12 protein-coding genes are annotated in these 14,757 nt (G+C 73.4%); 9 read left to right on the top strand and 3 right to left on the bottom strand.

Annotated elements, in window-relative coordinates; all coding sequences use genetic code 11:
- A partial coding sequence (locus H5J29_RS04900; protein WP_181779705.1) for an MDR family MFS transporter occupies positions 1–1,133 on the bottom strand: 1,133 nt, incomplete at its 3' end.
- A gap of 145 nt (positions 1,134–1,278) precedes the next feature.
- Between H5J29_RS04900 and H5J29_RS04895 the strand changes: the two genes are divergently transcribed.
- The 7 genes from H5J29_RS04895 to H5J29_RS04865 all read left to right on the top strand — a co-directional run bounded on the left by H5J29_RS04895 (position 1,279) and on the right by H5J29_RS04865 (position 9,082).
- Positions 1,279–2,787: an ABC transporter substrate-binding protein gene (locus tag H5J29_RS04895; protein WP_181779704.1), complete on the top strand. Its 1,509-nt coding sequence runs from the start codon at positions 1,279–1,281 to the stop codon at positions 2,785–2,787.
- Positions 2,788–3,732 (top strand): ABC transporter permease, encoded by a 945-nt coding sequence (locus tag H5J29_RS04890; RefSeq protein WP_181779703.1) that lies wholly within the window; start codon positions 2,788–2,790, stop codon positions 3,730–3,732.
- The gene (locus H5J29_RS34690; RefSeq protein ID WP_181779702.1) at positions 3,729–4,499 is read left to right on the top strand and encodes an ABC transporter permease; all 771 of its coding nucleotides are present in this window, start codon (positions 3,729–3,731) and stop codon (positions 4,497–4,499) included. The genes H5J29_RS04890 and H5J29_RS34690 overlap by 4 nt, the downstream gene beginning before the upstream one ends.
- A 36-nt stretch (positions 4,500–4,535) precedes the next feature.
- Positions 4,536–5,348 carry a TauD/TfdA family dioxygenase gene (locus H5J29_RS04880; RefSeq protein WP_181779701.1) on the top strand — a complete coding sequence of 271 codons (813 nt, stop codon included), beginning with the start codon at positions 4,536–4,538 and terminating at the stop codon, positions 5,346–5,348.
- Between the two features lie 229 nt (positions 5,349–5,577).
- Positions 5,578–7,248, top strand: coding sequence for a cation:proton antiporter (locus H5J29_RS04875; RefSeq protein ID WP_181779700.1), 1,671 nt, complete (start codon positions 5,578–5,580; stop codon positions 7,246–7,248).
- 47 nt (positions 7,249–7,295) lie between these two features.
- The gene (locus H5J29_RS04870; RefSeq protein ID WP_181779699.1) at positions 7,296–8,630 is read left to right on the top strand and encodes an Rv1490 family membrane protein; all 1,335 of its coding nucleotides are present in this window, start codon (positions 7,296–7,298) and stop codon (positions 8,628–8,630) included.
- Positions 8,519–9,082: a mycothiol-dependent nitroreductase Rv2466c family protein gene (locus H5J29_RS04865; RefSeq protein WP_181779698.1), complete on the top strand. Its 564-nt coding sequence runs from the start codon at positions 8,519–8,521 to the stop codon at positions 9,080–9,082. The genes H5J29_RS04870 and H5J29_RS04865 overlap by 112 nt, the downstream gene beginning before the upstream one ends.
- 70 nt (positions 9,083–9,152) lie before the next feature.
- On the opposite strand, the gene H5J29_RS04860 is transcribed toward H5J29_RS04865, so the two are convergent.
- A complete protein-coding gene (locus H5J29_RS04860) occupies positions 9,153–10,169 on the bottom strand; it encodes a tetratricopeptide repeat protein (RefSeq protein ID WP_181779697.1) in 1,017 nt (338 codons plus the stop codon).
- Positions 10,166–11,449 (bottom strand): AAA family ATPase, encoded by a 1,284-nt coding sequence (locus tag H5J29_RS04855; protein WP_181779696.1) that lies wholly within the window; start codon positions 11,447–11,449, stop codon positions 10,166–10,168. Before H5J29_RS04855 ends, H5J29_RS04860 begins: the two co-directional genes overlap by 4 nt.
- A gap of 129 nt (positions 11,450–11,578) precedes the next feature.
- Here H5J29_RS04855 and clpB point away from each other — a divergent pair, with 129 nt between their 5' ends.
- Positions 11,579–14,191, top strand: a complete 2,613-nt coding sequence (gene clpB, locus H5J29_RS04850) for an ATP-dependent chaperone ClpB (RefSeq protein WP_181779695.1) — start codon at positions 11,579–11,581, stop codon at positions 14,189–14,191.
- Positions 14,192–14,349: 158 nt separating this feature from the next.
- On the top strand, positions 14,350–14,658 hold the full coding sequence (locus H5J29_RS04845) for a YbaB/EbfC family nucleoid-associated protein (RefSeq protein ID WP_181779694.1): 309 nt from the start codon (positions 14,350–14,352) through the stop codon (positions 14,656–14,658).
- Positions 14,659–14,757 lie beyond the last annotated feature (99 nt).

The following is a 14,757-nucleotide window of genomic DNA, read 5'->3' as shown; positions in this document are numbered from 1 at the left end:
GCGAGCCCGCCCGCCGAGGAGAGCACCCCGAAGTAGGCGCCGAGCCGTCGCTCCCCGGCCAGCCGCGGCACGAGGTCCTGCGCGATCGGGACGGCGAGAATCTGCCCGGCGGTGAGCAGCACGACGAACGCCACGGCGGGCCAGACCTCCGGTACGGACTGCGCCGCGGCCACCACCGCGAACCCGCAGGCCATCAGCCCGAATCCGAGGACCAGGGCGCGGGTGCCGCCGGTCCGGCGAGCCCACCGCGTCACGGGCAGCTGTCCGACGACCACCATCACCGACGCCACCACGAACAGCCACCCCAGCGCGGACTCGGCGCCCACCCTCGTCAGCTCGGCGGGCAGCGCGAGGTAGAGCTGGTTGTAGCAGAGCAGGTAGGCCGAGTAGCCCGCCGCGAACGCGAGGAACCGACGGTTGGCCAGCACCTCGGCCCAGCCTGCGAGGAGCGGTTCCCCGGCGTGCGGAGCGGTGCGCCGCGGCAGCCAGACGGCGTGCGCCACCAGGATCAGCACGAACGCGCCCGCGGCCACCAGGCACGCCAGCCGGAAGTCGACGAGCAGCAGCGCGGTCCCCACCAGCGGCCCGACGACCGACCCGAGCTGCCCGCTCACGGCGAACATCGCGAAGACGTCCGCGCGGGTGATGGGGCCTCCCGTGCCGCCGGGCGGCTCGGTGCCCCGGGACCGCGTGGTGAGCTCGGCCTCCAGCTCACCGGCCTCCCTCGCCAGCGACGACTCGACGGCCGGGGAGAACAACGCCGCCGCGAACCCCGTCAACAGCGCTCCCGCGATCACACCCGGCACCGTCCCCGAGACCCCGAGCAGGACGAAGCCCCCGACCCGCAGGACGCAGCCGGCGAGGATGACGGGTTTGGCACCCCATCGATCGGCCAGGGCACCCCCGACCACGAACAGGCCCTGCTGGCTGAAGGTCCGCAGCCCCAGCACCAGCCCGACCGTCCCGCCCGCGAGCGCGAGGTCCTCCGCCAGGTGCGTCGCGAGGTAGGGCAGCACCATGTAGAAGCCCACGTTGAAGGCCAGCTGGGTGGACACCAGCAGCTTCATGACGAGCGGCAGCCTGCCGAAGTCGGCGAGCACGCCGACGCGGCGGAGACCAGTGGGTGCGGGCATAACTGCCTATTACTAGCATCTGCAGGTGTCACGTGACACTGTGACGTCCGCGCGCATTCATGCAGGTCCGCGCACATGATTGACAGCTCGTTCAGGTGTCCGCACGATCTCCGTCGGCCCTGATCCGCCTCCCGAGAGGTCTCCGATGCGCACCCCGAAACGGCTCCTCGCCGCCGTCGCCCTGGTGGGCCTCGTCGCCGGCTGCGGCGCAGCCACCGCCCCGACCGGCGCCCCGGTCGCGGACGGCGAGCTCCGGATCGCGGCCCAGTTCTCGCCGCGGTCCGGCTACGCGATGGACACCGACGACGCGTTCGTCGTGGCGCAGCTCGGGTCCGCGGAGGCCCTGGTCAAGGCCGGTCCGGACGGCACGGCACAGCCCGGCCTCGCCACCGCGTGGCAGCAGGACGGGGCCGCCTGGCGGTTCACCCTCCGCCCGGGCGTGACGTTCCACGACGGCACCCCACTCACCCCCGCGGCCGTGGTCAACGCCCTGACCTGGGTCGCGGGGGTGTCCGCACCGCCGCGCGCGATCAAGGGCATCGGGCTGCGGGCGGCCGAGGCGGGCCCCGACGCCGTCACGGTCACCACGACCGCGCCCGACCCGATCCTCCCGCTGCGGCTGAGCAGCGTGAACACCGCGATCCTGGCGCCCGCGGCCTACACCGGCGGGCCGCCGTCGGTGATCGGCTCGGGCACCGGACCGATGAGGCTGGTCACCACCGAGGGCAACCAGCAGGCCACCCTCGAGCGCAACGACGCCTACTGGGGCGGCCGCCCGCAGCTGGCGAAGGTCAGCGTGCGGTACGTCACGGACCCGGCGGCCCGCGCGTTGGCGCTGCGGGCCGGGGACGTGGACGTCGCGCAGGGGCTGCCGGAGTCCTCGCTGCTGGAGTTCACCGGCGGCAACGGTTACGACGACCAGACCGTCGCCGCCCCGCGCACCGTCTCGCTGATGCTGAACGAGAAGGGCGCGTTCGCGGACGTCAGGGTCCGGCAGGCCGTCGCGAAGGCGATCGACCGCACGGCGCTGGCCGAGCAGGCGTTGGCCGGGTCGGCGCTGCCGGCGTCGGAGCTGTACGGGCCCGCCGTCGCGTGGGGCAGCCAGGACCCGCCGCCCGCGCCGGACGTCCAGGGCGCCAAGGACCTGCTCACCCGGGCAGGCACGCCGCAGCTCACCGTGCGGCTGCAGACCTACCCGAACCGCCCCGAGCTGCCGACCCTCGCCACCGCCGTCCAGGGCATGCTCCGCGAAGTGGGGATCGACGCGCAGATCCAGATCGGCGAGTACGGGACGCAGGAGCCGGAGCTCCTCGCCGGGAACTACGACATGTTCCTGCTGTCCCGCAACTACCTCACCGACGTGCCGGACACCGGGGCCAGCCTGGTCAGCGACTACAGCTGCGAGGGGTCCTACAACATCAACCAGTACTGCTCGCCCGAGTTCGACGCCCTGCTGGCGCCGTTGGGCACGATCACGGACCCCGCGCAGCGCCAGGAGGTGTTCAAGGCGGCCGCGGCCAAGCTGAACGCCGACGCCGTCGGGGTGCCGCTGGTGCACTCGCAGGAGAACGCGGTGACGAAGGGGGTCTCCGGGTACGTCGTGGACCCGCTGGCCAAGTCGCTGATCACCCCTGAGCTGACCCGCACCTCGTAGATGGGCGGTCTCCTCGCGCGGCGGCTGCTCACCCTCCCGTTCGTCCTCCTCGGCGCGGCGCTGCTGATCTTCCTGCTGCCGCGCCTGGCGGGGGTCGACACGGTGCGGTCGGTGCTGCGCAGTCGCGTCGCGGAGGCCGAGCCGGATCCCGAGGCGGCCGCGCGGGTCACCGCGGAGCTGGGGTTGGACCGCCCGTGGCCCGAGCAGTTCCTGCGCTGGCTGGGGCACGCGCTGCAGGGCGACCTGGGGATCTCGTTCGCCACCCGGACCCCGATCGCGCCGCAGCTCGGCGCTGCGCTCGAGGTCTCCGCGGTGCTCTCGGCGCTGGCGCTGCTCGTGGCGGGGATCGTCGGGATCCCGCTCGGGGTGTGGGCGGCCCGACGACGGGGTGGCCTCGCCGACCGGGCCGTCACCGGTTTCTCGGTGGTCGGCACGGCGGTGCCGGAGTTCGTGCTGGCCCCGGTCCTCGTGCTGCTGCTCGCGATCGCCGTGCCGCTGTTCCCGGCGACGGGGTGGGGCACGCCCGCGCAGGCCGTCCTGCCGGTGCTCACCCTGGCCGCGTTCCCCACCGCGCTGGCCGCGCAGCTCACCCGAGCCGAGACGCTCGACGCCCTCGGCCGCCCGCACGTCACCGTCGCCCTCGCCAAGGGGATAGGCGGATCTCAGCTGATCTGGCGGCACGGCGCGCGGCTCGCGCTGACCGGCGTCACCGCGCTGTCGGGGATGTTCTTCGCCGGGCTGCTGGGCGGGGCGGTGGTCGTCGAGGTGGCGTTCGGGATCCCGGGGCTCGGCAGGCTGCTCTACGACGCCGTGATCGGCCAGGACCTGCCGATGCTGCAGTCCGGGCTGCTCGCCGTCGTGGGGGTGGCGGTGCTCGCCGGGGTCGGTGCCGAGCTCCTGCAGCTGGCGTTGGACCCCGTGGCCCGCAGCGAGGTGGGGGCGTGAGGCGGGCGCTGGTCCTCGTGGTGGTCCTCGTGCTGGTGGCGGCGTTCCTCCCGGTCGACGCGCTGACCACCGACCTCGCGAACCGCTTCGCCGCGCCCTCGCTCGCCCACCCCCTCGGCACGGACAACCTCGGCCGTGACGTCCTCGCCCGGCTCGTCGCCGGCACCCGGCTCTCGGTGTGGTTCACCCTGGTCGCGGTGGCCGCATGCGCCGTGGTCGGGACCCTTCTCGGCCTGCTCGCGGGCTATGCGGGCGGCGTCGCGGGGCAGGCGCTGCAACGCGTGCTCGACGTCCTCGTTGCCATCCCCACCGTGATCGTCGGGCTGGTCGTGGCGGCGGTCCGCGAGCCCGGGCTCTCGACACTGCTGATCGCCGTCCTGCTCACCGGCTGGACGCCCTTCGCCCGGCTCGCCTACCAGCTCACGGTCCGCGAGCGGGCCCGCGAGTACGTGGAGGGGGCGGTGGCGCTGGGCGCCGGACCCGGCCGGATCACGCTGGTCCACATCCTGCCCAACGCGATCCGCCCGCTCACCGCGCACGCCTGCCTGCGGTTCGCGAACGTGCTCCTCTCGCTGGCCGGGCTGTCCTTCCTCGGGCTGGGCGCGCAGCCACCGACGCCCGAGTGGGGCGCGATGCTCGCCGAGGGCAGGCAGTACCTCTTCGCCGCGCCGCAGCTCGTCCTGGTGCCCGCCGTGGCGGTCGTGGGCGTGGCGCTCCTGGTCACGGCGCTGGGTCGACGCCTGGAGTCCCGCTGGTCCAGCAGATAGTGTGCTAATGCCAGTAAGTTGCGAAAGGGGTACCGGGTGGCGGTCACGAGCGCGAGCGGTCGGCGGAGCGGCGAGGTCCGTCCCGAGTGGAAGTCCACACTCGACGGGGTCGGCGTGGTCCCGCCCGTCGGCGACCTGCGGTCCGGTGTGGACACCGCGGGCGCGGTGATCGTCCCGGGGTACGCGACGGACCCCGAGCGCCTGGTCGACGCGGCCGCGACCGCACTCGGCGGGCGGCTGCGCGAGCTGTTCGGGATCCGGCCGCAGGGCGGTGCGGACGCGCCGGTCCTGGGGCTGCACTCCGATGGCGCGAACGTCGTCGTCGACGTGCACGGCCGGTCCGTCCGCCTGCGCGACCCGGACGAGGACTGGCTGTTCATGCTGTGCGGTCGAGCGGCGGACTCCGGCGGCGACTCCGTGCTCGTCGACGGGTACGCGCTGGTCGAGGCGCTGCGCACGGCCGAGGACCCGGAGCTGCGCGAGGTGCACGAGTTCCTGGTCGGCACGGACGTCGACTACTTCGGCGCGTGGGTCGCCCCGGCCCGGGGGGTGCCGGGGACCCCGCTCGTCCGCAGGTTGGTGGAGTACACGCGCACCGGACGTCGGGTGGTGCGGGCGAGCGACTACGCCGCGCCCGTGCCGCGGGAGCCGGAGTGGGAGAGGCACGCCGCGCTGCTCGACCGGTACGCGGACGTCCTCGCCACGGCGATGGAGGTGGCCCCGCGCTTCCGGCTCGACGCGGGCGACCTCTTCGTCCTGGACAACTACCGCTTCCTGCACGGGAGGGACGGCTACCGGGGCGAGCGCACCCTGCACGTGCTGACGGTCAGGAGTATCGACGCGGCTTGAGGCGGGGTGGTCTCAAGGTCGCACGTTTCGTGCTCTCAGCGCGGCAAGATCGCTGGTTGCGTGCACTCAGCGCGGCAAGATCGCACGTTTCGTGCTCTCAGCGCGGCAAGATCGCTGGTTGCGTGCACTCAGCGCTCCGCGGGCGATGCTCAGAACACCTCACCAGCGATCATCACCCTGCCCCAGCGTGCCGCCGATCGTCGACCGCACCGCGGGATAGCGTTGCTCCGTGGAACTGCTGCTCATCGGCCTCCTCGGACTGCTCGCGATCGCGGCGGCCTCGGCGCTGTCCGACCGGGTCGGGGTGGCGGCCCCGCTCGTCCTGGTGGTGGTCGGGCTCGGCGTGAGCCTGGTCCCCGGTGTGCCCGCGTTCGAGATCGATCCTGAGTGGATCCTCGCAGGCGTCCTGCCCCCGCTGCTGTTCTCCAGCGCGGTCGCGATGCCCGCCATGGACTTTCGCCGCGACCTCGGCGCGATCTCCGGGCTGTCGGTGCTCCTGGTCGTCCTGTCGACCGCGGTCATCGGGTTCGTCGTCCACGCGCTGGTCCCGGACCTGGGCCTCGCCGCGTCGTTCGCGCTGGGGGCGATCCTCAGCCCCACCGACGCCGTCGCCACCTCCATCGTCAAGAAGGTGGGGGTCGCGCCGCGGATCACCACGGTGCTGGAGGGCGAGAGCCTGCTCAACGACGCCACCGCGCTGGTCGTGCTCCGCGCGGCGATCGCGGCCACGGCGGCGTCGGTGTCCGTCGGCGGGGTGCTGGCCGACTTCGCGATCGCGGTGGTGGTCGCGGTCGTCGTCGGGCTCCTCGTCGGCAGGCTGGGGCTGCTGGTCCGATCACGGATCCGGCAGGCGCCGGTCAGCACCGTCGTCTCGTACGCGATCCCGTTCGCCGCCTCGATCCCCGCCGAGGCGCTGCACGGCTCTGGGCTGGTGGCCGCCGTCGTCGCCGGGCTGGTGACGGGACAGGGCGCCATTCGGTACCTGTCGCCGCAACACCGGCTGTCCGACCGACAGAACTGGCGGACCGTCGAGGTCGTGCTGGAGGGCGCGATCTTCCTGCTGATGGGCCTGGAGCTGACGACCGTGCTGGGCGACCTGCGCGAGGACGGCGGCTCGGCGTGGCTCGGCATCGGGCTGGCGGCCCTCGCCCTCCTGCTGACCGTCGCGGTGCGGGCGGCGTTCATCGCCCCGCTGATCGGCGTCCAGCGCGGCCTCGCCCGCCGCAGCGAGTCGCTCCGGCCCGATCTGGCGGGCATGGACGAGAGGCTGCGGCTCGGGAACACCCTCGAGTTCCGCGGCCGGAGCCGGGAGATCGACGATCCGGAGCGCGCCGAGGAGTTCCGCACGCGGCTGCGCCGCAAGATCGCCGACATCGACTACCTGCTCGCCGAGCCGCTCGGCGCCCGCGAGGGAGCAGTCATCGTCTGGGCCGGGATGCGCGGCGCGGTCACCCTCGCCGCGGCCCAGACGCTGCCCGAGGACACCCCGTTGCGGTCGCTGCTGGTGTTCGTGGCGTTCCTGGTCGCGGCGGGATCGCTGCTGGTCCAGGGCGGCACGCTCGCCTGGTTCGTCCGGCTGGTGCGACCCGCGGGCCCGGATCCCGAGGACCTGGCGGCCGAGCGGGGCGAGCTCCTCGCGCGGATGCGGGCCGCGAGCCGCGAGGTGCTGGAGAAGCACTCCGCGAACCCCGCCGTCGCGACGTTCCTGGAACGGACCTCGGACGACGTGCAGCGGCCCGATCCGGCCGACTTCAGGGCCCTGATGCTGGAGATGATCGAGGCGCAGCGCGCCACCCTCGTCGCCGCCCGGGCCGAGGGCACCTTCGCCTCCGCCGCGTTGACCTCCGCCCTGGAGAACCTGGACGCCGAGCAGATCAACCTGGAGCTCCGCGGGGGTTGACCCGTTCGGGGGCTAACGCATGGTCCGTTCCGCCCGACGGTCAGCACGTGATCGGGGGAACGGTGCTCACCGGGGCGCCACGACGGGTGCGGGGTCTCCGCGATGGGGTCGCCGTGCTGGCCCTCGCGTGGACGGCCGCGGTCTGCGCGGCCTTCCTGGGCAGCGCCACGCTGGGACCGGACACCTTCGCAGGCTGGTACAACGCCAGCGCGTACTGGGTGTCCTACCGGGACGGGTTCGTCCGACGCGGGCTGGTCGGCCAGGTCGTGGAGACCCTCCTGGGTGGTCCGCCGAGCCTCGCGGCCGCGTCCGTGGTCGGGGTGCTGATGGTCGTACTGGTGGCCGCCGCCCTCGTCGTCCTGACGAGAATGATCCTGGCCGTGGTCCGCGACCCGCGGGACCGGCTGCTGGTCGCCGCCGTGGTGGTCGCCTCGCCCTTCACCTTCTCGCTCGCCGTGCAGAACCGCGGCCGCTACGACGCCGTCGTGGTCGCCTGCCTAGCGCTGGTGGCGGTGCTCGCGGTGCGCAGGTCGACGCCGTGGGCCCGCGTCCTCGGGATCGCGCTGTCCGTCCTGGTGGGCGCGGCGACCGAGGAGATCGCCTTCGCCTTCCTCGGGCCGCCGGCGGTCGTCGCGGCCGCCCGGCTCGGGCGCACCCGGACCGAGCGGCTCGTCGGAGTGGTCGTCGCCCTGGCGCCGGGCCTGGTCGTGACCCTGGCGTCCCTCGTGGTCCGACCGAGCCGCGACCTGCTGGTCGCGGCGTCGGAGCGGGCGGCCGCGGCGGGACTGCCGGTCACCCTGACCGAGGAGAGCTCGATCTCCGCCCTCGGCCAGACGACGAGGGACGGCCTCGCCTTCACCGCGGGCATCTCGCCGGTGACCATCCTCGTCTGCACCGTCCTGCTGGGTGGATGCTTCGCGCTGTCCGCCTACGTCCTGTGGGCACGGACCGGCCGGGCCCACCCGCGCTGGGCGCTGCTCGCGGTGGTGGCCCAGGGCGTCGCGGCACTGCTGCTCAGCACCGTCGGTGACGACTACCGACGCTGGTGGGGCCTCGCCTTCGTCGGGATGGTCGCCTCCCTCGTGCTGCTGACCGAGGGCGCGGTGTCCGTCCCCGCGCCACGACACACCCGTGCCCGGCCCGGACGCCCGCTCGTGGTGGCGCTCCTGCTCGCCTCCGCGGCGCTGCAGGTCTTCCCGATCTGGCCGACCTGGGACCCGGCCGCCGCGACCACGGCGTCGATCGAGCACATGCGGCATCCTGAGGAGTCGTGCAGGTCGATATCTACGTGGACCCGGTGTGCCCCTTCGCCTGGATCGGCTACGAGTGGATCACTGAGGTCGCGCGGCACCGGCCTCTGGACGTCGAGCTCCGATTCATGAGCCTCGCCGTGCTGAACGCCGAGGATCCCGCGGAGAAGGGGCTCGACAGCGCGTGGCGCCCGGTCCGGGTCGGTGCGGCGCTCGGCGAGCTCCGCCCCTTCTACGAGGCCTTCGGCCGGGCCTATCACGTGCGCCGCGTCCGCCCGCGGGACCGGGCGCTGCGGGAGGCGCTGACGGAGATCGACGCGCTCGACCTGCTCCCGGCGGCCGACGACCCGTCCCATGACGCGGCCGTCCGCCGCAGCCACGACGCCGGCATGGCCCCCGTCGGCCTCGACGTGGGCATCCCGACCTTCCACGTCGGGGGCACCGCCTTCTTCGGCCCCGTGCTCTCCGCCGTCCCCCGCGGCCAGGACGCGGTCGACCTCTTCGACGGCGCGGTCCTCCTCGCGAGGAACCCCCACTTCTCCGAGCTCAAGCGCACCCGCCGCGGGGACCTCGACTTCACCTGACCGCGAACCCCGACCGCATTGTGGAGCCACAACCCGTCGAACGACAGTTGTGGCTCCATGACGCCGAGGGTCAGCGGCGGAAGGCTCGCACGCCCAGGGCCAGCCAGCCCAGCGCGATGAGCACGATCCACACCCCCGTGACCATCACACCGAAGCCGCTGGCCAGGGCGCCGAGGTAGAGCAGGAGGCACAGGGCCAGCGCTGCATAGGTGAGGGTCAGCGGGCGGTCGGTGCGGACCGCCCGGCTCACCACCGGCCAGGTCTGGCGGGGCAGGTCGCGGACGGTCCACCAGACGAGCCCGGCGGTCAGGAGCAGCACGATCCCGGCGGAGACCCGTGCGCCCGTGGCCGAGGACAGCGAGGCGCCGAGGGTGAACAGGGTGGCCACGAACAGCCACATGCGCAGGCGCCAGGACAGCTGCCACAGCACCACGACGACGGTCCGCATCACCTCGGGCATCGTCGGGTCCAGCCGACCGGCCTGGATCAGGCCGGCGAGGGCCTGCGCGGGGCGGCGGGAGCGGGCGTCGAGCAGGGCGAGGTCGTGCTTGGCCGCGGCGTTCTCCGGGTCGATCCGCAGCGTCGCCTCGTACTCGGCGCGCGCGAGCTCGCGATGGGCCTTGTCCTTCAGGTCGCTGGCGCAGTCCGCGAGCAGCAGGTGCGCCGCGGCCGAGTCGGGGTCCAGCTCCACCACCCGCCGCGCGACCTGCACGGCGTCGACCGCCCGGCCCGCGCGCTGCAGCACCTTCGCGTAGCCGTGGGCGGCGGCGGGCTCCTCCGGGGCGATGGAGACCGAGGCGTATCCGGCCTGCACCGCCTCGGCGTGCCTGCCGAGCATCGACAGGTGCAGGGCGCGCAGCCGGTGCGAGCGCTCGAGCTCCGGCCCGCTCGCACAGGCGGCCTCGGCCGCGGCCAGCCCCTCGTCGTAGCGCTTGGCCAGCAACAACGTCGACGACAGCGTGCCCAGCAGCCGGGGGTCCTGCGGCTCCAGGGCCACCGCCTCGCGGGCCGCCCGCTCGGCGTCGGGGATCCGGCCGATCCGGCCCAGCTGCTCGGCGCGCAGGGCGAGCTCGAACGGTGTGGTCACAGCCGTCGGTTCTTCTTGAGGTAGGCGGCGAGGTCGTCGTAGGTGCCGTCCTGGTTGGCGAACAGGGCCACGTTGCGGGCGGTGGCGAACCACGGCCCGGTGCTCGGCTGGACCTCCTTGAGCGCGGCCTGGAGGTCCTTCATCGTCAACGGCCGCACCTGACCGGTGCGCATCGAGTCGGCGAGGGCGCGTTCGGCGGCGGTGTCGCAGACGTGGGTGAGGTCGGCGCCGGAGAAGTGCTCGGTGGCCTTCACCAGCTTGCCGAGGTCGATCCCCTCGACGGGCCGCTTCTCGAGGTGGTGACGCAGGATCGCGGCGCGCGCGCCCTCGTCCGGCGGCAGGACCAGCAGCATCCGGTCGAAGCGGCCGGGACGACGCAGGGCCGAGTCGACGTCCCACGGGTGGTTGGTCGCGCCGAGCACGTAGACGCCGTCGTTCCTGCCGGACAACGAGTCCATCTCGGCCAGCAGCGTGTTGACCGTGTTCCGCAGCGACGAGCTGTGGGTGAGATGGCTGCGCTTCTGCCCGAGCGCGTCGACCTCGTCGAAGAACAGCACGTGCGGGGCCTTGCGCCGGGCCGCGGCGAAGATCGCCGAGAGGTTCTTCTCCGAGCTGCCCGTCCACATGTCGAGCACGTCCGAGATCCCGATCTCGGTGAACGAGGCGCCCAGCTCGCCCGCCACCGCGCGGGCGAGGAAGGTCTTGCCGCAGCCGGGCGGGCCGTAGAGGAGTAGCCCGCCCCCGAGGCCCTTGCCGAACGCCCTGGCCATCTCCGGGTTGCGCATCGGGCCGAGGAAGGAGAGCTCCAGCCGCTCCTTGACCTGCTCCATCCCGCCGACGTCGGCCAGCCGGACGTCCGGCCGCACGGCCTGCTCGACCTCCTCGGTCACCGGGTCGCCGCTCACGAACGCCGGCTCGGGCGAGATGTCCGCGACCTGGTCCTCGGCGTGGGCCCAGTCGAAGGTCGCGGGATCGTCCGCGGTGGGCTCGGGGAGGGACCGCACCGGGAACGGCGCCGTCGGCGGGGTCTTCGGGACGACGGGCAGTGGTCGGGTGTCCGGGTTGACGTCCGGTCGGGCGAGCGCCGCCGTGACCCGCTGCAGGAGCGCCAGGGCGGCGGGGTCCCCGGGCGCCTGGCCCAGCGCGGTGCTGCAGTGGTGCAACGCCTCGGGCCCCCGCCCGCGGGCGAGCAGCAGCTCCGCGACGTGCAGGCGCAGCGGGACGTCCGCGGGGGCGGCCTCGACCGCCGCGAGCAGACTGGTGAGGAGCGGATCGGTCATCGGCTCCAGTATCTCCCGCCGCGGAAAAATCTCGTCCTTGAGTGGAACAGACTCAAGTTTCCTGCCGTTGTCCCTAGCGACGGGGCTACGATGGCCCCGGGACACGCGCACGATCCGAGGAGAACATCGGTGGATTCCTTCAACCCCACCACCAAGACCCAGCAGGCGATCTCGGCTGCCGTCCAGGCGGCTGCGCTCGCGGGGAACCCGGACGTCGGTCCCACTCACCTGCTCGGTGCCTTGCTGGCCCAGGGTGACGGGATCGCCGCTCCGCTGCTCGCCGCCGTCGGGGCCGACCCGGCGACCGTCCGGGCCGAGCTCACGCAGCTCGGCAACCGGCTCCCCAGCGCCGCGGGTTCGACCGTCGCCGCACCCCAGCTCAACCGCGAGGGCCTGGCGGCGATCACCGCCGCCCAGCAGCTCGCCACCGAGATGGGGGACGAGTACGTCTCCACCGAGCACCTCCTCGTCGGCCTCGCCGACAAGGGCGGCCCGGTGGCACAGCTGCTGCGTCGGCACGGGGCGACCCCCGAGGCGTTGCGCGAGGCCTTCGCCAAGGTCCGCGGCTCCGCCCGGGTGACCAGCCCGGACCCGGAGGGCAGCTACCAGGCCCTGGAGAAGTACGGCCAGGACCTCACCGCGCAGGCCCGCGAGGGCAGGCTCGACCCCGTGATCGGGCGGGACACCGAGATCCGCCGCGTGGTCCAGGTGCTCTCGCGGCGCACCAAGAACAACCCTGTGCTGATCGGCGAGCCCGGCGTGGGCAAGACCGCGATCGTCGAGGGCCTGGCCCAGCGGATCGTCGCGGGCGACGTGCCGGAGTCCCTGCGCGGCAAGCGCGTCGTGGCCCTGGACCTGGGCTCGATGGTCGCGGGCGCGAAGTACCGCGGCGAGTTCGAGGAGCGGCTCAAGGCCGTCCTCAAGGAGATCACGGACTCGGCCGGTGAGGTCGTCACGTTCATCGACGAGCTCCACACGATCGTCGGCGCGGGCGCGTCCGGCGAGGGCGCGATGGACGCGGGCAACATGATCAAGCCGATGCTCGCCCGCGGCGAGCTGCGGATGGTCGGCGCCACCACGCTCGACGAGTACCGCCAGCACATCGAGAAGGACCCCGCCCTGGAGCGGCGGTTCCAGCAGGTGCTGGTCGGCGAGCCGTCCGTGGAGGACACCGTCGGCATCCTGCGTGGGCTCAAGGAGCGCTACGAGGTGCACCACGGCGTCCGGATCACCGACACCGCGCTCGTCGCCGCCGCCACGCTGTCGGACCGCTACATCACCGCCCGGTTCCTGCCGGACAAGGCGATCGACCTGGTCGACGAGGCCGCGTCCCGGCTCCGCATGGAGATCGACTCCCGGCCCGTCGAGATCGACACGGTCGAGCGTTCCGTGCGGCGGCTGGAGATCGAGGAGATGGCGCTGGAGAAGGAGTCCGACGCCGCGTCCGCCGAGCGCCTGACCGCCTTGCGCGCCGAGCTGGCCGAGAAGCGCGAGGAGCTCTCCGCGCTGACCGCCCGCTGGCAGAACGAGAAGGGCGCGATCGAGAGCACCCGCGAGCTCAAGGAGCAGCTCGAGCAGCTGCGCGGGGAGTCGGAGCGCGCCGAGCGCGACGGTGACCTGGGCCGCGCCGCCGAGCTGCGCTACGGGCGCATCCCGGCGCTGGAGAAGGAGCTCGCGGAGAAGACGGCCGTGGTCGAGCGCCACGAGGACGTCATGCTCAAGGAGGAGGTCGGCCCGGACGACGTCGCGGACGTCGTCAGCGCGTGGACCGGCATCCCCGCAGGCCGGATGCTCGAGGGCGAGACCGCCAAGCTGCTGCGCATGGAGGACGAGCTGGGCCGCCGCGTGGTGGGCCAGTCCGAGGCCGTCCGTGCGGTGTCCGACGCCGTCCGACGCGCGCGGGCGGGGATCGCGGACGAGAACCGGCCCACCGGCTCGTTCCTCTTCCTCGGCCCCACCGGCGTCGGCAAGACCGAGCTGGCCAAGGCGCTGGCCGAGTTCCTGTTCGACGACGAGCGGGCGATGGTCCGCATCGACATGAGCGAGTACTCGGAGAAGCACTCCGTGGCCCGGCTCGTCGGGGCCCCTCCCGGCTACGTCGGCTACGACCAGGGCGGCCAGCTCACCGAGGCCGTGCGGCGCCGCCCTTACACGGTGGTGCTGTTCGACGAGGTGGAGAAGGCCCACCCGGACGTCTTCGACACGCTCCTGCAGGTGCTCGACGACGGGCGGCTCACCGACGGCCAGGGCCGCACCGTGGACTTCCGGAACACCATCCTGGTGCTGACCTCCAACCTGGGCAGCCAGGCGATCGCGGACCCGTCGCTCGACGACCGCGGCCGCCGGGACGCCGTGATGTCCGTGGTGCGCGCGCACTTCAAGCCCGAGTTCCTCAACCGGCTCGACGACGTGGTGGTCTTCCACGCGCTGTCCACCGAGGAGCTCACGCACATCGTGGACATCCAGCTCGACGTGCTGCGGACCCGGCTCGCGAAGCGCAGGCTCACCCTCGAGGTGTCCGCGGGCGCCCGCGAGTGGCTGGCGATGAACGGGTTCGACCCGGTCTTCGGCGCGCGGCCGCTGCGCAGGCTCGTCCAGTCCAGCATCGGCGACCAGCTGGCCAAGGAGCTGCTCTCTGGGCAGGTCCGCGAGGGCGACACCGTCCGCGTCGACCTCGACCCGACGGCCGAGGGCGGCACCGGTGGCCTGATCGTCGGCAAGGGCGTTCCCGCAGCCCTCTGACCCCCGCCGAGATGAACCTCGGTGTCGTTCGATCATGGTCCGGACGACACTGAGGTTCATCTCGGCATGTTCGGGCTGGGGCACACGGGGTTCGCGATCGTGAACCGTGTCCGCGAAACCCCGTCCGGTGCCGCCCGCGCCTCCTACCGTGTGCGGCCATGGACACCACCGGGGACGGGCGGGCCTGGCTCGCCGACTACCGCCGCCGCCTCGACGAGCTGCGCACCCGTGCGGAGCAGGTGCAAACCGAGATCACCGCGCTCACCGCCACCGTGACCAGCCCGGACGGCGCCGTCAGCGCCACCGTCGGCCACTCCGGCAGGCTGAGCGGGCTGGTCCTCGGGCCCGCCGCGGAGGCCCTGTCCCGCGAGCGGCTCGCTGATCTCGTCGTGCGGACCGCGGCCGACGCGGCGGCCGAGGTCTCCCGCCGCGCGGAGCGGGCGCTCGGCCCGCTCCTCGACCGATGACCGGGTTCGGGGTCGACCCGGATCTCCTGGTCGCCCACGCCACCGAGCGGGCGCTCGCGGCGGACCGGTTCGCCGGATCCGCGGGACCGGCCCCCGTGC

The sequence above is a fragment of the Pseudonocardia pini genome, from assembly GCF_013870575.1.
In the GTDB taxonomy this organism is placed as follows: domain Bacteria; phylum Actinomycetota; class Actinomycetes; order Mycobacteriales; family Pseudonocardiaceae; genus Pseudonocardia; species Pseudonocardia pini.
The sequence above is the reverse complement of the archived record's forward strand: the minus strand, read 5'-3'. Positions and strand labels throughout refer to the sequence as shown.